A 20,775-nucleotide genomic window follows, 5' to 3' on the forward strand; every position below is an offset into this window, starting at 1 on the left:
GATCGAACTGCCATTATGGTACGTAATGATAGGAACATAAGTTCACCAGAGGCCACGATGAAATTACCTCTTTTTCCATTACCCATTTGTTTATTGCCCGAAGGTTACACACAACTGCGGGTATTTGAACCTAGATATAAACGCTTGGTCGCCGAATCATTAAAGTCAGGCCAAGGCTTTGGCTTATGTATGCTTGAAGAGGATGGTAAAACCATTCAGCCCATAGGCACCTTAGTGCATATTATTGATTTTGAAACCTTACCAGACGGACTATTAGGGATCAGTATTCAAGGTTCTAAACGCTTTAAACTTGATAAAATCAGTGTCGAAGCCGATGGTTTAAAACGCGGAGACGTCAGTTTAATCGACAATTGGCCTGCTGTACGTATTGCGACCGATGAACGTTACTTGAGTCAAATGTTACAAAACATTCTTAAGGAATATCCGCAACATCTCAAGCACTACCAAACAGAACAGTTCGATGATATCGCTTGGGTCTGCCAGCGCTGGCTAGAAATATTACCCGTACAAGCATCCGAAAAGTACACCTGCATTAATGCCTTAGATCATATTATGACCCGAGATCTATTGCGGGCCGTCATTAAATAATGCTGTGAATGATCCTTTATTTAAGCCACTTCGTATTGATTGAAAGTTTGACAGCAAAAATGGGCTCAGAAGTGCAACACACTTCTCAATTTTGTCGTTACTGATATCACACTCAGCACTCACGACTGGGATAAGAGCGAAAATAATGGAAAATATTCAATCACAAAGCAGGCAAACTCGGTATCATGTCCCAATCACGTCTCTGACTAATTCGGCTATGGATAACGAAATTCCAGCTTCCCAAACCTGCGAGCCTCAAGCGGATGCTTTAATCACGTTTATGCTACAAGTAGCAGACAACCGAGACAGAGCCGCCTTTGGTCACTTATTCCAGCATTTCATGCCCAAGATCCGAGCATTTGGTTTACAAAGACTGAATCAACAAGGGTTGGCGATGGATTTAGTACAAGAAACCATGACCAGCGTTTGGACTAAGGCTCATCTATATAATGCAGAAAAAGGGTCAGTGACAACTTGGGTGTTTACCATCATGCGTAATCAATGTTTCGATATGCTTAGACGGGTACAACACAATAGAGAAGATACTTTCGGTGATGATATTTGGCCGCTGTGTGATGCGACCATGGCTCAGGACACACTCACTGATCACAAGTTGACGGCTAAATTACTCCAACATCTTGATGCCCTTCCCATAGCACAAAGACAAGTTGTGCAAGGCATTTACATGCAAGAACTCACTCAACAAGAGCTAGCCGATGCCCTAAAGGTACCAATTGGGACCATAAAGTCCCGTTTAAGATTAGGGCTAGAAAAGTTGAAAAGCTTCTTGGAGACACACAATGATTAAACATCATCCCCAACAAGAATTACTCGTGAGCCATGCTAATGGGAACTTACCTTTATCAATGGCGATAGCAATATCCGCACACTGCGACCTATGTGAGACTTGTCGAGAGCAGCTTGCCCTATTCACAGAACAAGCTGCAAATTTAGCATTAAATCCTGATGGCGGTCATGCTGCAAATGATACGGGCGAAGAGTTGATGCACAGAGAGTATGTTAAGGTGCAACACTCAGGCGACAATCAAGAATCGGCATTGGACATTGACGCTATGATGGCGCAAATCATGGCTCAACCGGCAGCGACAAATGTGCCTAATAACGCCCCTATCGATGTCGACATAAAGCAACAGCATTACACTGTGCCCTCGGTGTTTCGTCAGCATTTGGCCCGTCCATGGCAAATATTAGGCAAAGTCAGTCGCATGCGTTTTGATGTCGACGAAACGAACACCCGCGCTAGCCTATTGCATATAGATGCCCAAGGTGAAATCCCCCAACATACCCATAAAGGTTATGAACTAACACTATTGCTAGCCGGAGAGTTTTCCGATCTTAATGGTGACTATGTCCCAGGTGATTTTATCGTGCTTGACGGCCAATATCATCACTCACCGAAAACCATTAACGGTTGCTTATGCTACACAGTATTAGATGCACCGCTGCATTTTACCAAAGGTCTGAGTAAGCTACTCAATCCCATAGGTGAACTAATTTATTAAACCTTTTGACTGAGTTTTTAAACAAGAGCAAACGCATAGATTCATTTATAAATTCAGTTTAATAAGTCCATTACATAACTGACTACAATTAATCCCATTAAAATGACCTGTTTTAGTGGGATTTTTTATAACATTTACCTATAAAACGGCAATATTAACCTTAGTCAATTACCACAAAAATAAAAACGAACCCATAAACAGGCCTGACAATTCCTCTTTAAATCAAATGAATAGTCACGAAAAATACACTTTAATTCAACATTAGCAAATAAATAATGACATCGAATAAAAATTAAACTTGCATAAGCCATTTTTATTGATATACTGCACGTCGTTTTGAGATACACCTTGTTGTTTACCTTTTTAACCCAGCCTGATATTTAGCAATCAGAGTTCGGTCCTCATAAAGAAAGCCTACTACAAGCAAAACCCCATAAGCTCAATCATTCGATATCACTAAAATCATGTGGTTATGTCTGTGAACTTACCGTTCTCCTTGTTGTCATAGTATTGTCATTAAGCTATGGTCAACTGGTTGAATCGAGTTATTCCATTGACGTAATCGACAACATGAAATATTTATCGATTAAGCATCTCTTGATTAATGAATCAAAGATGGGGTAACCTCGATACTCAATAGAACGAATCTTTCGCACAATTGCTAAGGATATTTTATAGTTACAACTATCTCACCTATGGGTGAATTAACAAAAAGGAGTGTGGCATATGTCATACAAAATTAATGGACATGAAATTACAGTGAACTTCCCTGTAGATTCAATCTCAGTAAATAAAACCTCAATTGCTTTTACCGATCGTCAAGGTAAAAACAGACAGACTTTTTCTAAACGTACAGAAGCCATCAGCTTTATGAAATGGTTATTGTCCGCGAACAAATAAGTCAAAAAGTAAGTAAAACGATAAGTTAAAAATTAATACCGCAGTACCCGTTTACTCAAGTGTATTTAATCGGTTTCCATTATCTTCGCAGTACCGAGCACTTAAGTAGACTGATAGCCGAATGTCACGAACACGCTATCCTTTTTTACGTCATTATGACGAGCACATTTGGTTCAGGCTGTATCTCTCTCACACAGATACCTGCCGAACCAAATGAGTCAAATCCAGCGTTAGATCACCTCTTTCCATTGCAGCATCCGCTAATATTCATACACATGAATACTGTTCAGCACATCATCTATGCCAAAACCCAATACTCAAATTGCCATGCAAACCTTGATAAACCAGATCAAAGAGACTATTCCACTCAATTTAGAAGAAGCACAACTGTGCCAGGGACAATGTTTAGGTTGTTCGAAGAAAATGCTGGAAATGTTAGATGCCGAAATCAGTTATTGGCAATTTAGTGAGGTGACGCCTAGCTTAAAAGATTTAAAAAACCTCGAAAACATTGGCCGTCGTACCTATAAAGTTCTTAAACGGAACCGTTACTGTCTTAATCGCTTGTATTTGCATTTGATTATTTATAGGGCGTTTTACTTACGCGACTTAAAATAAATTCAAAACCTAACTGACAATATGACCCTAATAGAAATCACATTGCCAGTTTTATCTTCGCTATTGTCGATAGCCGTTAAAAATCACAAATCGATAGGCTCAACTTCTAGACTCTGCCAACCTTGCGCGAATATCTGCCAAAGAATATTCCGTTAATAGTTCACCATCGGCAAATACGGGGACAAACTCGCAATTGTTGACATCTTGCCAGCTGGCTTGATCTTTAAGATAAAATTGACCCTGCTCATCTTTAAATACCGCCACTAAACCCTTAGCGGATTTTTTAGTGCCATCATCTGTTTTAGGATCTTTAAATATTTCTCTGTCTTTACCATCAACTTTCGCAAAGGTCGCTTTCACGGCATAACCGTCAGTATCTCGTGTCACGTGTTGATAGGTAAAACTGCCAATTCCAAACACAATATTAGTTGACGCAAAACCTTTAGCCTTTAAGCCAGCACAAATGGCTTCAGCCCGTTCAATGGTGATTGAATCGCCATAGATCAGTCCAACATGGCTATTCAGCGCTTTGTAACCTTTGGCAGTTGTGCTACCCCCAAAGACGTCCCACAGACACTCAATAGCGCCTTTATATTCAGGACTCCCGATTGGTGCTTGTGGATCGCCACAAATGATTTTCACAGGGCAACCCGTATCAGGCCTAAACACCACTTTGCCATCGCGGGCAAGAATGCGGTCTTTTAACGCTAAGGTGAATTCTGTCATCACCTGCCAAAAATCCCAAGAATCTGAAACAATGCTGACAATACCCGTTGGGTAAATATCTTCAATCAAACGGCGGAACGTCTCTAATTCATTCTCCATGCCACCCGCGCACATGACACTGTGCTCCGTTGCGGGCACACTGCCACCGACAAGTTCTTTATCACTATCGGCAAGGTAATATTGCTCAAGAAAATCAATGGCGGGTATGGTATCAGTCCCAGTAAAACTGAGTAAATGTGCGGCGCCGCTCATTACAGCGGCCTCTGCACCATACATGCCACGGAAACTAAAATCGTGCCCCTGCCAATCAACAAAAGCGATGTCACCATCGGTTTCTAAAGCATAAGCCTCAAATATTTTGCGGTATTGCAGCGCGGTAGTGGCACTGGTGCACATACCCCACACATTAGCGGAAAGGATGGTTTCGAGATAATTGGTCAACCAAAAGAACCGCTCATCAGTATTGTACAAAATCAAGCAAGGCACTTTTAATGGATACACAGAGCCTTCAGGTAATGCCATAATTTTAATTGGTAAATAGCCTAAATCATGCAACTCCTCAATATGCTGAGTGCCAACGTTATTCGGCCCGAGATAGTTATTGATACGGCGGGAGAATTGGCGAATGACCTGCTCTTTAGGTTGTTGAAAGAAATCACGGTTCCAACTGTCGATCAAGAAATGCTTGATAAAATATTGCAAGCCAAAAAACACCATTTGGTCAGTGTAACCACGACGGGATTTACGGGCGGTCAGGTTACTAAAAATCACTTGTGTATTATCGGGATATTGGCGACGGTGATCGACTTTGTAGCCATCAATGGCAGTAACGGGATTCAAGTACATAATATTTTCCTTAATGATTCATATAACTCAAAACAGCATGACAATGACAGAACTCGCTCGAAATATGTGTGGGGACACCTAAACTATCGGTACAAAATAATCTGTCTATGCCCGCCTCGCGCAGTACCAACTCGCAGGCCTTATCTTCATAATGTGACACGATCAAAATAACGCTTTGTGCACCCTTTTGCTTTAATTTGATGGCAAGTTCAATAAAGGTTCTGCCACCCGCGCAAATATCGTCAACGATTAAGCAGGTTTTACCCGATAAGTCATCACAGAACACTTCGGTAGCGATAATATGGCCATTGACCACATCACGATGTTTATCGGCCCTGATCACCGGCATTCCCTGTAACGCTTTAGCTAAGCCGAATACTTTTTTATTCGCCCCCGCATCGGGCGAGACTAACACTAGCTCACCCGATAATTGGGCAGTGATGGCGGCGACAAAGCTGTGATTGTCTATAACCTGAACTCGGTCTAACAATGCGGCGGTGACATCGCTGTGAGGGTCAAAAACAGTGACCGAAGCATATTGCTGCTGATTAATCAGGCTAGCATAGACTTTTACCGACAAGGCCTCACCGGCATTACACACTCTATCTTGGCGAGCGCCCGGCATATAAGGCAGTAACAGATCAATTTGCTCTGCACCACTGCGACGCAATGCATCAGTTAACAACAAGAGCTGCATGATGGAATGATCGCCACGATAACCGAAGAAAACTGTGACGCGTTTCGCTGGAGGAACCAGTAGTTGAACATGGTTTTCCCCCGCACCAAATTGAAATAAACGGTAGTGAGTCTCATCGCTAGCTGCGGGTAACCGATAAAAATCGGCTTGCGAACATTGAGCGTGAGAAGCATCTTGAGATGTTTGAATACGTTGAGACATAGTAACCTCCTGTCTGTGGCAAGATTGCCGAAATTGACGGCGCCCTTGTTGTCTACATGAATAATAGTGTCTTAAAGACATTATTGTGTAAAGTTGATTTTTAGACTATTTCAAACGGAGCAACCTGAAATGTTATGCTTAAATGGCATATAGTGTCTTTTAGACACTATTAGTGGGAAAGACAACTAAGAAGCCACAATATGGGGTTCGAGTAATACAAGAACCTGAGACATTAAGGCAAAATCAGTAATTAAACAGCCTTTACTGATTCAAAGTCACCATGAATAAGGCATAAGCAGTCGCCGTAACTCATATTGAGCAAGGCGAATATCTGGCTTAAATCCACATTCACTGTGATCAACATTCTAAATTTCTTAAGAAGCGATACGATGCGGTATTGGGTTTCAAGCGGTATAAATTAGCGGGACGACCCCGTTCGGTTCGCTTTAATCCCGTATCGATCAATAAATCAGCCTGTTCAACCCGCCGACGAAAAGATTTACCTTGGATAGGCTTACCCAGTAGAACCTCATGTACATGCTGCAATTCTGGCAAGGTAAAAGGTTCAGACAGTGCAAATCCTGGCACTAAAGAATATAAGGCTTTTTGTGTTAAACGTTCCCGCGCTTGTTCGATTAACTGCAGATGATCAAACGCCAAGGGCATCTGCAACACATCTGCTAATGGCCACCACTTAACATCACTCACTGAATCAATCTGGATTTGGCAGGCTTGATAACTCATCAAGGCGGTATAGCACACAGTCACGGACCAGCCTCTTATATCACGACTACGATTACCCACAGTGCATAGCTGCTCAATATAAGGTGGCACTACCGCGGTTTTCTCATGTAGTTTACGTAACACGGTTTGCTCAAGGGATTGATCGCAATTTTCATCGATAAACCCACCAGGTAATCCCCATAAACCTAAAAAAGGATGGTTTGAACGTTGCACTAAGAGTACTTTAAGTTGCTGATCGTGATAGGTAAACAATACGGCATCCACTGTCAGTAGCTGAGCCTTGAAAGCCTTAGGATCGTAATTGGCAAGATATTCCGCTTCAGTCATTGATATTCCCCATCGTTCCAAATCATCAGCTTAACTTAGCATTACATAGCTTCAAACATATTATGTCTTAGCGTCACTAAGTCAATGCTCAGAGGCACAGGATGAGCCACTTTGCCCAAATTTACGCTGATAACGTGGCAACATGGTCTCGTTCCCGAGTAAACCACCTTGGTGGATATACATTACAGGACGAGAGCCACCGCCTTGTAAATATTCCTCAAGCACAATAAAACCTAAGGGATCGTAAAGTAATTCAAACTGCACGCCTGAGGCGCAGACCCGCTGCCACATGGCATAAAATTCAGGATAAAGTTTACCAAAATGATATTTCTTGCCGACATTAACAATCTGTGGATGCTCACTGGTATTCGTATTAAGCAACGAAAATTGCAAGCGCAAATAATCATCGCCACCGACAACGGCACAAGTCACGACGCGAATATCCGTTTGCTGACGGATAAAATGCTGATTTAAAAATAACGCTGTCGTTCCCGTCCCCGAAGGTAAAAACACCGTTAAATCAACCAATCTATTCGCCTTCGCAAACTGTATTATCTCTTGCGCCAATCTATTCACCCCATATTCGGCGTAAGCACAGCGACCACCCTCTGGGATAAAAAGCGCCGTCGGCTCATTCACGAGTACTTGAGCCTCGATATAATCTTGGCAACTCTGTCGCACATCGCCCACTTGCACAGTAGGCTCAGGACTAGCATTAAGATTTGACAAAACGTGAGGTTCAGATTGCGGCTGAGTGCACGCCTGCTTTTGTGCTATTAACACACTTAAATCGATAATATTAGCGCCATTCGCTAAAGCGGCAGCGTAATTGCCCGTAGGATGTTTAACCACTTGACTGGCAATATGATCTACATAAAAATCACATTGCCAGCCTTTCACCTTCGCTAATTTTGACAATGAATACAGTGAGTTAGCCAATGGCGAGCCATGACCTATCACCTTGCTGATGCCTGCAAACTCATGATCTAAAAAATAGCCGAATTTGCGAGCTTTATTGCCACTAAACGCCGGATGCAGTAAATCATCACGTTTTAGGAAAATGTCTCTGCCAGCAAAGGCAAATGTATCGACAGGGGAATTTGCAAACATCAAGCTACTCAAACGATTAAATTCTCTTTTTTTTAAACCAGTTAAGGGAAGGCTAGTGTAACTCCGCCCTTCCTGTTACGCCCTTAAGAAATTATCAATTTGGCGAAAAACTAGTGAAAATGACACATGAATCTCGAATACATATAATTAACCAATTGATTATGAACAATTTAAATAGTTGGCATAGTTATCGCTTAGACATATATTCAATTTATCGAAGCTAACGATAAAGGCTAACAGGGTAAACATAAGGAGTTTTCAATGGCTGTATTACGCTTAATATTCAACATAGCTTGGTTTGTACTCGGCGGATTTGTAATGGGACTCGCTTGGTGGCTCGCAGGTATCCTGTGTTTTATCAGTATCATTGGTATTCCCTTCGGCCGCGCCTGTTTTGTTATCGGCGAAATGACCTTTTGGCCCTTCGGCCAAGAACAAATGAACCGTCGCCACTTAACTGGACGTGAAGACTTGGGCACAGGTGCATTAGGCATGGTAGGAAATATCATTTGGTTCTTACTCTTTGGGATCTGGTTAGCCATAGGGCATTTGGTCCACGCCTTAGCTTGTTTTGTGACGATTATCGGTATTCCCTTTGGGATACAGCATCTCAAGTTAGCTTTACTCAGCCTCACACCGATAGGCCAAACCGTAGTGGCTAAAGCTTAATAAGACAATGCGTTAACTGCGCTATTCACTCTCGATTATTTGGTTTCAAGAGTGGATAGCGCTTTGTCATCCCATACAGTAAATATCGCTTCGTTTAAGGCTATTTCTTCCCCCAATAAATCGTTGCAATCATATTGAGTATTGGCAGGCTCACTATCCGCAGAAAACTGCACTTGCGGCTTAGTCGCCCCCACAATGTCCAACAGATAATGCGCCAGTTTTGCGGGTGCATCTATAGCAGCATCGTGACCACAATACGCGAGTACAATCAAATCGGTGTAAAAATGCCATGCTAACGCCTTACTCGATGCCATACTCACCAGCGCATCACGGTCACCGCAGAGCACAGTTATCGGCACTTCCACAGTCAATGGACATTGGTATTGAAAAGCCGCCCAAAGTTGTCGCCATACATTGCGTAGACTTGGTGTAGTATCGCGGCGAAACTCACTCCACTTGACAATTAACTCTCGGTCTCGCCGATGACGAAAACTGGTTAAACGCACTATAGTCGACTCGATTGGGTGTAAAGCGTTACCCCGAGCCCGCATGAAAAAAGCCTTCAATGCATTCAGCGGGTTAAATCTTTGATACCAAGACGATAAATTCGCCGCACTGCTGTTTAATACAAAAACATGCCTTATCTGCCAAGGTCGCTGGCATGCCATTTCCAGCGCCAGCATACCGCCCATAGACAAGCCGAGGAGATAAATAGTCTCCCCTTCCTGTACCTGCTCATCTAATTGCTGCCACACGGCATGAGCATAATCGGCAATCTTAAGCGGACTTAGTTCATGGGATAACGTCCCATTGCCCGGAAGATCCGGTGTCAGCACTCGCAATCCCTTTTGTCGCAGACGCTGATCGAAACCATTCCAATGGCGCTGATCACGCATTAATCCCCTTAATAACACCCAAGTGGTCATGACTGAGACTCCCGATACCAATAATGCCGTGCGCACTCTGTCAGCTCAGTCAAACGTTCAGGTGTTAACTGCTCTAACGATTGGGCATAGGCCGCTTCCATCATAAATTGCATGAGTACTGTATGCCTGCGTAAAATCCTGTGGTGACGATGTGTTTTTTGTGGATTAAAAAAGCCAGCAAAATTAAATATTTGTCTAGGATTCTTCTTTATCCATGCCCAAGATCCCATCTCTAATGTCAAAGGTAAAAATGGCACCTGAGCAGAAGGATCAGCCACTTGGTGCTGGCGATAGAGATAATCCCAAATATCACCATGAGTGCGATAAAACTGGCTCTGTGGCGCGAGCCGATAATGGCCGTGATGTGGATAACTCTGTTCAAACAATTGTTTTAGATGAAAAATATAATTAGCATTTTCGAAGGCGGTACGGGTATAGGCATAGGGGAACCAGATATGATCACTCAAACCAAATCCCGAGTGGGCATCGAGCGAAATCAAACTTGTGCTGCGACTCAACAGTTGTTGTACATAGGCAACTAAGCCCGCAGTTTCCAGCTCCATTCCCCCAATACCGCGATACCAGGGCAGCCGTGACGATATACGCTGTCCTCCCACCATAAAGGACACTTTTTCACGGGATTCTATCGGAGCGTTACGCATCAAATCCACTTGATTACCATTGCCCCGCGTTCCCATGAATAACCCAACAGGATTCACTACAGGTACAAAAGCTAACCGCAGGCCCGTTAACATCTGTTGTAGGTGTTTATCCCAAACAAGCCGCTGCAACAAACTGTTTAACAATGCCAAAATAACTTGAGATCCAATACGTTCAACCCCATGCACGCCACCCACAAAGAGCACTGTCGGACAAGGCGTATCTGTACCACCTAACTCAACACTGTAAAGGGGGAAATGCTCTTGGCGGAATGGAATGTCGGCAAGGATCTGATAATCCAACTTAAGATGATGAGTATCAATGAGTTGCTGCAGCGTATCTAACTCAAATGGAAGCTCAAAAGGAAGTTTCTTCATGTCACCTTAATCAATAAAATGAGAGAACTACTCATGCCGTTAAAGTGATACTAATAGTGAACAAAGACAAAATGATGACAAACTGCATATCAGAAGTGAGTTTATGGGGAAATAAGCGGAAAAATAGCGAGTAAAACAAAGAATAAACTATCCTAAAACCCTACATCAGTCTTCACGATAAAGTAGCTCTCCAATGATGGTTTCTACGTCAACCTGCGCTAAACCTTGGTCAACAATATCTCGCCAACGCCGTCCCTCTTCTGTATTACGAAACGCGATATAGAGCTGCTTATTCGCCAGAATTTGCCGATTGATTTGCAACTTTGTCGCCAGCGGCTGTAAGGGCTTTTGCTTGAGTAAATAGTGCAGAACGTTGACATCAATCACCGCGGCATCAATCCGACCTGCGGCAACTTTTTTAACATTATGCTCATCCGAAGTCACAGCTTCAGTCCGCTGTACACCGGAAACGATCATGCGATCTAAGGCCTGAGTATTCACATAATCTTTCACCACACCTAAGGTATAGCGATTAAGATCTTCAATATAATTCCAACTTACTGGATGGGACTTTTGCTCCACCAGCCCCAATGGACTTTCGCCAATCGGTTTTGAAAAGATAAACTTTTCAGTCTCTACATAGTATTCAGGAAAATAACCTATGTAGTCAGAGTTCGGCATAGTCGTAAGTTTGACAGCGCGGCTCCACGGATAGAAATCCACGTCTAATTGGTGTCCCATAACGTTCAGCGCCGCCCGTACCACGGCAATACTGGCACCCTGCTCCGTTAATTGCTCTCCTGAATAAGGCGGCCAAAGTAAAGAAGTGAGCATTAAGGTATCCGCTTTAGCTACGCTCAATCCCATAAAGGAAAGACAATACACAAGGAGCATTGAACGCCATCGAACCATTTAGTACTCCTTTGCCTACATGGATTTACGACTACATCATCGACAACTTAACGCTTTCGTTTTTATCTGCCGAGATTTTATGACTGGTTAGATTTTATGACTAGTTTTAGTATAGCCATCAAGCCACAGTGGGGAAGTGAAGTTTTGTTACAATTAGAATAACGACATTAGCAGCAAAAGCTAACTCAAAGTACAGCTTGGCTTGATGGTATGACTCGCCGACTTTTTCATTAGCCAATTAGCTTGTTCGTTTATCTGCTAACCGAAATAGCTAGACAGAATAAAATTCAAGCCGCATTGCGCGGCTTGAAAGTCAAAAAAGCACACTCGCAAAATCACATCACTTAAGCATTAATATCTTCATATAACTCTTGATACATCAGCTCGCGCATTTTGAATTTCTGAATTTTTCCCGTCACTGTCATTGGATACTGATCCACAAACTTGATATAACGCGGCACTTTAAAGTAGGCGAACTTCTCGGTGAGAAAATGACGAATATCAGCCTCTGTGATCGCGGCTCCTGAGCGGACTTTAATCCAAGCACACACTTCCTCGCCGTATTTATCACTTTGAACACCAAAGACCGCCGCATCCTGCACATCTTTATGGGTGTAAAGTTTCTCTTCAATCTCACGGGGATAAATATTCTCGCCACCGCGAATAATCATATCTTTAATGCGCCCCACAATTTGCACATAACCTTGCTCATCCATTTGGCCAATATCGCCCGAATGTAGCCAGCCTTGACTGTCTATGGTTGCCGCCGTTTTCTCAGGATCATTCCAATAACACTGCATAATGCAGTAACCGCGGCTACAAACTTCGCCGGGTTGATTAATTGGCAGCACTTCGCCAAATTCATCGACAATTTTCACTTCGGTATGGGGTAAAGCACGGCCAACGGTGAGCACCCGTTTCTCTACGGGTGAGTCGATTTCAGTAATGTGATTGAGCGGACTGCACTCAGTCTGACCATAACCAATCAGCACTTCCTTCATATACATCAGGTTTTGTACACGTCGCATCACTTCTTCAGGACAAGTTGCCCCCGCCATCACGCCGGTACGTAAGGAACTCAAATCAAAACGCGTAAATTCAGGATGCTCAAGCTCGGCAATAAACATGGTCGGTACGCCATGCAAAGCGGTGCAACGCTCTTGCTCAATCACTTGCAATGTCGTCAGTGGATCGAAGGATTCTCCGGGGAACACAGCAGTTGCGCCTTTGGCTAAGCAGACTAAACTGCCGAGTACCATGCCAAAACAATGGTATAAAGGCACTGGAATACAGAGTTTATCGTGACAGGTAAACTTCATCGCCTCTGCGACTAAATAGCCATTATTCAATATGTTATGATGGGATAAGGTCGCACCTTTCGGGCTGCCCGTCGTGCCAGAGGTAAACTGGATATTAATCGCATCGTACGGGCTTAATTCCTTAGCAATACTCTTGAGCATTATCCTGTCAGCGGCGGTCACATCAACGATCAAGTCATCAAAATTCAGCATACCGTCGGATTTTTCCGCGCCCATACGGATCACAAATTCAAGCTCAGGTACGGCTTTAGCTTGTAATTTACCCGCTGGGCAAGAGGTTAGCTCAGGCGCCAATTCATATAGCATCTCAAGATAATTGCTGGATTTAAACTTATCAGCACAAATTACCGCACGGCAACCCACGTTACTCAGCGCGTATTGCAACTCTTCAGGACGATACGCAGGATTAATACACACCATGATGGCGCCAATTTTAGCGGTCGCATATTGGGTTAAACACCACTCGATATTGTTAGGCGACCAAATCCCTACCCTATCACCAGACTTAATACCGAGTTTTAATAGTCCTGTGGCGAGCGCATCGATTTGGGCAAGATATTGGCGGTAATTCCAGCGGATATGTTGATGGTGTACGACGACAGCTAATTGGTCGGGATACGTTGCCGCAATCTCATCAAGATATTGACCTATGGTCTTCTCAACGAGTTTCGGTGATGACTCGCCTCTAAACTCGCTAACGTTGAGCGGGCTTATAACTTGGCTTGTAGGAACTGACATTAAGGCCTCCGTGCATTTATTATTATGGTTAGCGAGGTCCAAACTAACCAATCCACGGATCATGTCACAAGTAAAAAAGCACTTTATTAGACTAAAGAGTAAGACAAACTATTAGATAACAATCCATTAAAGCCCAGTGCTAACGGCTGATAAACTCAAAATGAGCACTCGACTTAGGCACATTTAAGCTTTGTAACCGCTCAACAATGGCCAGTAACACCCCTTGGCGACGCATATTTTCTAACACGCCGGGGCTAAAAACCTCGAGTCGCGTCATGGCGGTTAGCAGCAACTTACATTGTGCGATGCTCGCATCACGAATATAGGCAGGTTTATCGACTAAGTAACTGTTGTTATACCAATAGTCCCAAGTGAAATTAGCCAATAACCAACCTTGCGTTGTCAGGTCATTAATAAATTCCAGCATTCGCTCATGACTTAAGATCACATCACCCGCCGTAAAATCCTTAAGATATTTAGTGTATAAGCCACAATCGGATGTCATTGTTGAAGTCCCCATAACACACCTCACAGGTTTTGGTTGCCTCTGCTGCCACAACTTGTACGACACCAGTCACAAACCGAGATCGAATTTGACGCTTTGCCTTAGAAACGAGAATTTGCATAAGGCATACCAAATAAGATTACTGTCAACAGGCTAAGCCACGTTATCTGAACGGAAACTTAATCAAACTCACAATATTTGATATGGGTGACGAACTGGGGTATTCGACAAAATTCAGATAAACTCAGCGGTATTGAAGCGCTTAACGGCAACTATGAGTAAAGGAAACAAGATGAACTACTGGCTTATGAAATCGGAACCCGACGAATTTAGCATAGATGATCTTAAGGCTTGCCCTAACCAAACTGAAGCTTGGCATGGGATCCGTAATTATCAGGCGCGTAACTTTATGCGCGATGAGATGCAGATTGGCGACAAGGTATTTTTTTACCATTCAAGCTGCAAAGTGCCCGGTATTGTCGGTATCGCTGAAGTTGTGACCAATGCGTATCCCGACAGCACGGCCTTCGATCCAGAATCGAAGTATTTTGACCCTAAGTCAGATCCAACTAAACCAAGATGGCTACGAGTAGATATCCGCTTTGTCAAAAAATTTAACGAGATTATTCCCTTAAGTTTGATAAAAAGTTTACCCCAACTGGCGGACATGTATTTAGTCTCTAAGGGGTCAAGACTCAGTATCCAACCTGTGACCGCCGAACAATGGCAAGCCGTACTCATGTTAACCCGCTAGAAAGCAATCTTGAACCAGAACGTTCAGCTATAGTTCATTTCGCATCACCTATTGTTGGCCACATCCAGCATTGGACACAACATCAACTCAATGCCCCTTAGGAGTACAGATGAATAAATTGACCTCAGTGGTAATCACAGGACTTGTCCTCAGCTTAACGATGTCCATCTCAACCTTTGCTAAAGATGACCATGAGCACCACAAAAAGGATAAAAGTCTACCGCCGGGATTACAGAAAAAAGTTGACCAAGGTCAGCCACTGCCACCCGGTTGGCAGAAAAAACTCCACCGTGGTGATGTGCTTGAGCATGATATTTATGATCGCGGCCGCATCGTAGTGCCCTTAGACAGAGATGGCATCATTAGCATTCAAGTCGAAGGTGCACTAATCAAACTCGATAATAACAGCCGTAAAATCCTCGATATCGTCAATATCATTACCGATTAACTTCCCATGGCAAAATGGCATTTATAACTGACACTTTTACAACTACGCCCAGCGCTTATCTGGGCGTTGAGTACTTCTTAATACTGCTTTGATCTATCAAAAAACGTTGTCTGTAAGACAATTTATCACCCCAGTCCTCACTCAATAACGTTCTAACTTACAATAAAGCAACATATTGATATTTATCATATCTTTACTATCTGGCTATTGGTCGTAAATTGGCTAAATGCTAGACTCATGCAGGGTGAAAAGATATCGAACAGAACAAGATAAGTGTCACCTAAAAATACTCATGCGGCTAAGGCAAAATCTTAATTGAATTCATAGCATCCCGATAATGACCGTAGACTAACGCTGGATTTTTGATAATGGAAAACACCTCACTTCGACGGGTTAAGCAGGCAATTATTGCGGGGTTCTGGGCATCACTCGCCAGTATTTCTGTGGGGTTTCTATTTAAACTCTGGCTAGCACAATGGGTTGCCAAAGCCGATCTAGCGCTCTATCACACAGTGATCGACATTATCTCACTGTCGCTAATCCTAATGACGGGATTTCGCTCCTCTATGGTGGTGACCTACTCCCAGACCAAGCAAGATGTGGATATCACCAATATATTCCGCTACAGCTTGATCGCTATGGTATTACTGACATGGGGCTTAGTTTTACCCTATATCAAGCACAAATTGCATCTTAATGTAGAATATTTTCAATTGGTTGGGATTATTCTGAGTATGGGGCTCAAGGTCTATTTTACCAATCAAATTGCCATGTACCGGCTATATGCCATCTCCAATAGAGTCACTTGGTTAGAGCCGCTCGCGCAAGTGACTAGCTTTTTATTATGTTTCTATGGCTTAAAACAAACCGCCATTGCATCACTCTTTTACAGCATGACACTGTCATCGCTCATCGTTGCCTTATATATGTACTTAAAACGGCGCAAAGATATTGCCACTCCGCCCTTAAGTGCAGTGCATTTTGATACGGGTTTACGCAGTTTTATGAAGAAAAGCCTGACGGCGTCCATGGAAGCGGGTGCCAGTATCTTGATGATTTACATCACCGTACTGCTGACTATTGCCTATTTCAGCATAGATGAACTGGGTGATTTCCAAGTGGTGGTGCGGCCGATGATCACTTACCTCACCCTGCTTTTTGTCTTTCCCATCTACCGGTTTGTACTGCCCGAAGTCGCAGTGTGCGTACGAGAAAAACGCTTTGACGAAGTGCAACAAATTAAGTTGTGGCTGATAAAAGTTTCTTTGTGGATCAGCGGTATTTTTTTTGTCGTTATGGTCTTTGCGAGCAAGCCGTTAGTCGCTTGGTTATTCCCCGAGCAATACATTAAAGCGGCCCCAGTATTAATGCATTTCTCCATGTTTTTTATATTTATGATGCTCAATGGCTACCAGCTTGCTTATATCAAAGCTCATGGCTACTTTACTCAAAGTCTACTTATTCGCCTTGCTGGTATCGCAGTACTGGTCGGTACTTTCTACGCTTACCGCCTGTATACGGAGAATGTCGTCGCGGTGATTTTAGCCTTAGGCACGGGCTATTTGATGATGTATCTCATATCTAAACTAGTTGAAAGACGCATTCAGCAAAACCTTAACAACGGCGAAAATGCTTAAAACGATAAAGGAAATGAGAGGTTTCAACTAAAAAGGCATCCCAGAGGATAGTCTGGAATGCCTTAAGAGGAGACAACATGTCAGCTTATAATTTAGCGCCCATCGAGCATGCGACCAATACCACCAAGCACAGAGCCTTCACCGCGATCACTGCCTCCCGCAGATGGGGCATGGGCGATAATCCGGTCCGCCATACGTGAGAATGGCAAGCTTTGTAGCCAAACCGTCCCGTGGCCTTTGAGTGTGGCTAAAAACAAACCTTCACCGCCAAAGACCATAGACTTTAATGAGCCTGCACGCTCTATGTCGTAATCAATCCCAGAGGTAAATGCAACAAGACAACCGGTGTCAACTCTTAAGGTTTCACCTTTTAGTTCTTTTTTCACTAAGGTGCCGCCCGCATGGATAAACGCCATACCATCGCCCTGTAGGCTTTGCAGAATAAATCCTTCGCCACCAAAAAATCCCGTACCTAAGCGGCGATTAAATTTCATCGTCACGCGTGTACCTAAAGCCGCAGCCAAAAAACTGTCTTTCTGACAGATAAGCTCACCACCATGTTCGGCCAAGTCGATCGCTAGGATAGTGCCAGGATAAGGGGCGGCAAAGGCGACTTTACGTTTTTGATTGCCTTGGTTGGTAAAGTGAGTCATAAAAATGCTCTCACCCGTCAATGCCCGTTTACCCGCGCCCACCAACTTGCCAAAAAAGCCAGACTCAGGCTCAGAGCCATCGCCCATTTTGGCCTCAAAGCTAATATCTTGCTCTAGATAATTCATCGCGCCCGCTTCAGCGACCACGGTTTCGTTAGGATCGAGTTCCACTTCAACCAACTGCATACTGTGGCCGATAATTTCATAATCCACTTCATGACAACGTCTAGACATACTGTTCCCCTTAACTGTCAGTTCCTTGTTACTATCCTTTAGATTGACCCCGATGGACGACTCTTTACTTATCGCGGCTCAATTTCACTCTTCATCTCGACCTTAATCTAGATCTAAGCTCAGTCTGAATTTAGGCCTTATTTTAACTCTCAATCTAAACCTTCATCTGACCTAGGCATTAATCTATGACATAAAATGTCAAAATGCGATTATTTTATGCGGTAACTTGTATCAAAAAATGACAAACGGCGACTTATCAACCTAAACCCACGCCATTAAACTGCTCAGCCTTAGCAAACTCCTCTAATATCAACTCGGTAAAAAGTTGTCCCGCACGCCCTAACGGACGCTCTAAGGTCGAGACGAGCTGTGGAATAAACGTAAAACGACTGCCACCGACGAAGTCGATTTCAACTAATTCGCCCTTAGCTAACTCTTCTTGCACTAAAAAGTCCGGCAACCAGCCAAAACCTAAGCCTTTTAACAAAGCGTTCTTTTTCATGATAAAGCCAGAAAGATAAAACACTTTATCGCCGCCAAATTGCATTTCATCGCGGTAACTTTTATTGGGTGAAGAGTCTTCGATAGTTAATTCCACATGTTGCTGCAGCTCAGACAAACTAATTTCGCGAATAAAAGACAAAGGATGCGAAGCACTGGCTACCAGTACGCTAGTAATTGCAGGCAACGGCTGCGGATGATAGTAGGGGCCAGTGCGATAATCTTTCACTAACATCAAGTCGGCATTATCCCGCTCAAATCTGTGTTGTACACCGCCTAAAAATTCCATATTGAGCTGAATTTTAGTGGGGATTTGATGCTCAGCCATACGCTTTAAAGCCGTCATAATTGGCTCCATTGGCAAGGCTCCATCTATCACTAGCTCTAACTTTGGCTCCCAGCCTTCACTGAAACGACTGGCAAGATGTTCAATGTTTGCAAGGTGTTGCAGTAACCTTTGCCCCTCGGCCAAAATCACCCGCCCCTCTTGCGTCAGTTCCGCACGATATTGCTCACGACTAAAAAGTTGCACACCTAAGTGCTCTTCTAACTTTTTAACTTGATAACTCACCGCCGATTGCGCCTTGTGTAACCGCTCCGCCGCCTTGGCAAAACTGCCCTCTTCCACCAGCACTTGCAGCACATTAAAAGCATCAATATCGATGCGCATGGTCACTCCTTGGCTCTTATGAACATGTCACGGAAACACTACGATTCGTAAAGATTAGAATACCATCTAATTTTTAGATTGAGATAACGGATTTATTATTCTTTTTTTTGTTCATTCAAGCAACTAAATTGATAACAAGATCACACTAATGCAACTTGCAGCATAACGACCAGCGATGTAGGTAATCCTGCAACGCAATATTGAAGGAACAACCATGCCATTTTATGTGAAACAAGGCCAGATCCCCCATAAGCGCCATATCGCATTTGAAAAGGAAAACGGCGAGCTTTACCGTGAAGAGTTGTTCTCAACCCATGGTTTTTCCAATATTTATTCCAATAAATATCACCACAACATGCCAACCAAAGCGTTGGAAGTAGCGCCCTATAGCCTAAGCCATGGTGCCAATTGGGAAGATTCACTGGTCCAAAACTATAAACTCGATTCCCGCGATGCCGACCGTGAAGGTAATTTTTTCAGCGCCCGTAACAAGATTTTTTATAACAATGACTTAGCACTTTATACCGCCAAAGTCACCGCCGATACCGACGAGTTTTACCGTAATGCCTATGCCGATGAAGTGGTTTTTGTCCACGAAGGCGAAGGCACACTCTACAGCGAGTACGGCACGATTAAGGTCCAAAAGTGGGACTATCTCGTGATCCCACGTGGCACGACTTATCAACTTAAATTCAACGATTACAGCAATGTGCGACTTTTCGTCATCGAGTCATTCTCTATGGTGGAAGTGCCTAAGCATTTCCGTAACGAGTATGGTCAGCTATTAGAATCGGCACCTTATTGCGAGCGCGATTTACGCGTACCTACATTGCAAGATGCTGTGGTTGAGCGCGGCGCCTTCCCCTTAGTGTGTAAGTTTGGCGATAAGTACCAACTCACCACACTTGAATGGCATCCCTTTGATTTAGTGGGTTGGGATGGCTGTGTTTACCCTTGGGCATTCAACATTACCGAATACGCGCCAAAGGTAGGCAAAATCCATCTGCCGCCTTCTGATCACTTAGTCTTTACTGCCCATAACTTTGTGATTTGTAACTTCGTGCCGCGCCCCTACGATTTCCACCCGAAATCGATTCCAGCGCCTTATTACCACAACAACATCGATAGCGACGAAGTCTTGTATTACGTCGATGGCGACTTTATGAGCCGCACGGGCATTGAAGCGGGTTACATGACCTTACATCAAAAAGGCGTGGCCCACGGCCCACAACCGGGCCGCACTGAAGCCTCGATTGGCAAGAAAGAAACCTATGAATACGCAGTGATGGTGGACACATTCGCCCCACTTAAATTAACCGAACATGTACAAAATTGCATGAGCAAAGACTACAACCGCTCTTGGCTAGAAGACTAGCCCTAAGCCACCAGCGCACCGTAACGGTTGCGTATCCCAACGTAATTAAAGGGGATAAAGAGTGTCGACGGTTGAACTAAAATAATGAGGAAAACA

20 protein-coding genes and 1 pseudogene are annotated in these 20,775 nt (G+C 43.6%); 10 read left to right on the forward strand and 11 right to left on the reverse strand.

Annotation, left to right across the window (positions count from 1 at the left end; translation table 11 throughout):
- Nucleotides 1-57: 57 nt before the first annotated feature.
- The 5 genes and pseudogenes from L5M71_RS07570 to L5M71_RS07590 all read left to right on the forward strand — a co-directional run.
- Nucleotides 58-609, forward strand: coding sequence for an LON peptidase substrate-binding domain-containing protein (locus tag L5M71_RS07570; protein WP_028759610.1), 552 nt, complete (start codon nt 58-60; stop codon nt 607-609).
- A gap of 145 nt (nt 610-754) precedes the next feature.
- Nucleotides 755-1,417 (forward strand): sigma-70 family RNA polymerase sigma factor, encoded by a 663-nt coding sequence (locus L5M71_RS07575; protein WP_028759609.1) that lies wholly within the window; start codon nt 755-757, stop codon nt 1,415-1,417.
- Nucleotides 1,410-2,132 (forward strand): ChrR family anti-sigma-E factor, encoded by a 723-nt coding sequence (locus tag L5M71_RS07580; protein WP_113940905.1) that lies wholly within the window; start codon nt 1,410-1,412, stop codon nt 2,130-2,132. The genes L5M71_RS07575 and L5M71_RS07580 overlap by 8 nt, the downstream gene beginning before the upstream one ends.
- A 726-nt stretch (nt 2,133-2,858) precedes the next feature.
- On the forward strand, nt 2,859-3,032 hold the full coding sequence (locus L5M71_RS07585) for a hypothetical protein (protein WP_006082106.1): 174 nt from the start codon (nt 2,859-2,861) through the stop codon (nt 3,030-3,032).
- 300 nt (nt 3,033-3,332) lie between these two features.
- Nucleotides 3,333-3,578, forward strand: a pseudogene (locus L5M71_RS07590) (hypothetical protein); the annotation flags it as partial.
- A 171-nt stretch (nt 3,579-3,749) separates the two neighbouring features.
- Here the strand turns inward: L5M71_RS07590 and L5M71_RS07595 are convergent.
- The 4 genes from L5M71_RS07595 to L5M71_RS07610 form a co-directional block, all read right to left on the reverse strand.
- Nucleotides 3,750-5,222 (reverse strand): nicotinate phosphoribosyltransferase, encoded by a 1,473-nt coding sequence (locus tag L5M71_RS07595; protein WP_263208071.1) that lies wholly within the window; start codon nt 5,220-5,222, stop codon nt 3,750-3,752.
- Between the two features lie 10 nt (nt 5,223-5,232).
- Nucleotides 5,233-6,120, reverse strand: coding sequence for a ribose-phosphate diphosphokinase (prs, locus tag L5M71_RS07600; protein WP_263208074.1), 888 nt, complete (start codon nt 6,118-6,120; stop codon nt 5,233-5,235).
- 357 nt (nt 6,121-6,477) lie between these two features.
- Nucleotides 6,478-7,191 (reverse strand): NUDIX hydrolase, encoded by a 714-nt coding sequence (locus L5M71_RS07605; protein WP_263208078.1) that lies wholly within the window; start codon nt 7,189-7,191, stop codon nt 6,478-6,480.
- An 81-nt stretch (nt 7,192-7,272) separates the two neighbouring features.
- Complete coding sequence (locus tag L5M71_RS07610) at nt 7,273-8,301, reverse strand: pyridoxal-phosphate dependent enzyme (protein WP_263208080.1); 1,029 nt, start codon at nt 8,299-8,301, stop codon at nt 7,273-7,275.
- Nucleotides 8,302-8,562: 261 nt separating this feature from the next.
- Here L5M71_RS07610 and L5M71_RS07615 point away from each other — a divergent pair, with 261 nt between their 5' ends.
- Entirely contained in the window at nt 8,563-8,970 is a 408-nt protein-coding gene (locus tag L5M71_RS07615; protein ID WP_028759602.1) for a YccF domain-containing protein, read from the forward strand.
- A 35-nt stretch (nt 8,971-9,005) separates the two neighbouring features.
- Here L5M71_RS07615 and L5M71_RS07620 read toward each other — a convergent pair whose 3' ends face one another.
- The 5 genes from L5M71_RS07620 to L5M71_RS07640 all read right to left on the reverse strand — a co-directional run bounded on the left by L5M71_RS07620 (nt 9,006) and on the right by L5M71_RS07640 (nt 14,422).
- Nucleotides 9,006-9,896 (reverse strand): alpha/beta fold hydrolase, encoded by an 891-nt coding sequence (locus L5M71_RS07620; protein ID WP_263208083.1) that lies wholly within the window; start codon nt 9,894-9,896, stop codon nt 9,006-9,008.
- Nucleotides 9,893-10,933 (reverse strand): M14 family zinc carboxypeptidase, encoded by a 1,041-nt coding sequence (locus L5M71_RS07625; RefSeq protein ID WP_263208085.1) that lies wholly within the window; start codon nt 10,931-10,933, stop codon nt 9,893-9,895. The genes L5M71_RS07620 and L5M71_RS07625 overlap by 4 nt, the downstream gene beginning before the upstream one ends.
- A gap of 165 nt (nt 10,934-11,098) precedes the next feature.
- Entirely contained in the window at nt 11,099-11,845 is a 747-nt protein-coding gene (locus tag L5M71_RS07630) for a substrate-binding periplasmic protein (protein WP_263208087.1), read from the reverse strand.
- 344 nt (nt 11,846-12,189) lie between these two features.
- Complete coding sequence (locus tag L5M71_RS07635; RefSeq protein WP_263208089.1) at nt 12,190-13,902, reverse strand: AMP-binding protein; 1,713 nt, start codon at nt 13,900-13,902, stop codon at nt 12,190-12,192.
- A 139-nt stretch (nt 13,903-14,041) separates the two neighbouring features.
- Complete coding sequence (locus L5M71_RS07640) at nt 14,042-14,422, reverse strand: DUF6508 domain-containing protein (protein ID WP_168827411.1); 381 nt, start codon at nt 14,420-14,422, stop codon at nt 14,042-14,044.
- 277 nt (nt 14,423-14,699) lie between these two features.
- On the opposite strand from L5M71_RS07640, the gene L5M71_RS07645 reads away from it, so the two are divergent.
- The 3 genes from L5M71_RS07645 to L5M71_RS07655 all read left to right on the forward strand — a co-directional run bounded on the left by L5M71_RS07645 (nt 14,700) and on the right by L5M71_RS07655 (nt 17,246).
- Nucleotides 14,700-15,161, forward strand: a complete 462-nt coding sequence (locus L5M71_RS07645; RefSeq protein WP_028759596.1) for an EVE domain-containing protein — start codon at nt 14,700-14,702, stop codon at nt 15,159-15,161.
- A gap of 109 nt (nt 15,162-15,270) precedes the next feature.
- Nucleotides 15,271-15,609: a hypothetical protein gene (locus L5M71_RS07650; RefSeq protein WP_168827409.1), complete on the forward strand. Its 339-nt coding sequence runs from the start codon at nt 15,271-15,273 to the stop codon at nt 15,607-15,609.
- A 368-nt stretch (nt 15,610-15,977) separates the two neighbouring features.
- Nucleotides 15,978-17,246 carry a lipopolysaccharide biosynthesis protein gene (locus L5M71_RS07655; RefSeq protein WP_263208091.1) on the forward strand — a complete coding sequence of 423 codons (1,269 nt, stop codon included), beginning with the start codon at nt 15,978-15,980 and terminating at the stop codon, nt 17,244-17,246.
- Between the two features lie 92 nt (nt 17,247-17,338).
- Here L5M71_RS07655 and L5M71_RS07660 read toward each other — a convergent pair whose 3' ends face one another.
- Nucleotides 17,339-18,133 (reverse strand): TIGR00266 family protein, encoded by a 795-nt coding sequence (locus L5M71_RS07660; RefSeq protein WP_028759593.1) that lies wholly within the window; start codon nt 18,131-18,133, stop codon nt 17,339-17,341.
- Nucleotides 18,134-18,389: 256 nt separating this feature from the next.
- Nucleotides 18,390-19,304, reverse strand: coding sequence for a LysR family transcriptional regulator (locus L5M71_RS07665; RefSeq protein ID WP_115334369.1), 915 nt, complete (start codon nt 19,302-19,304; stop codon nt 18,390-18,392).
- 214 nt (nt 19,305-19,518) lie between these two features.
- Here L5M71_RS07665 and L5M71_RS07670 point away from each other — a divergent pair, with 214 nt between their 5' ends.
- Nucleotides 19,519-20,679, forward strand: a complete 1,161-nt coding sequence (locus L5M71_RS07670) for a homogentisate 1,2-dioxygenase (protein ID WP_259567747.1) — start codon at nt 19,519-19,521, stop codon at nt 20,677-20,679.
- Nucleotides 20,680-20,775: the final 96 nt, after the last annotated feature.

The sequence above is a fragment of the Shewanella sp. SW1 genome (assembly GCF_025653545.1).
Taxonomy (GTDB): domain Bacteria; phylum Pseudomonadota; class Gammaproteobacteria; order Enterobacterales; family Shewanellaceae; genus Shewanella; species Shewanella oncorhynchi.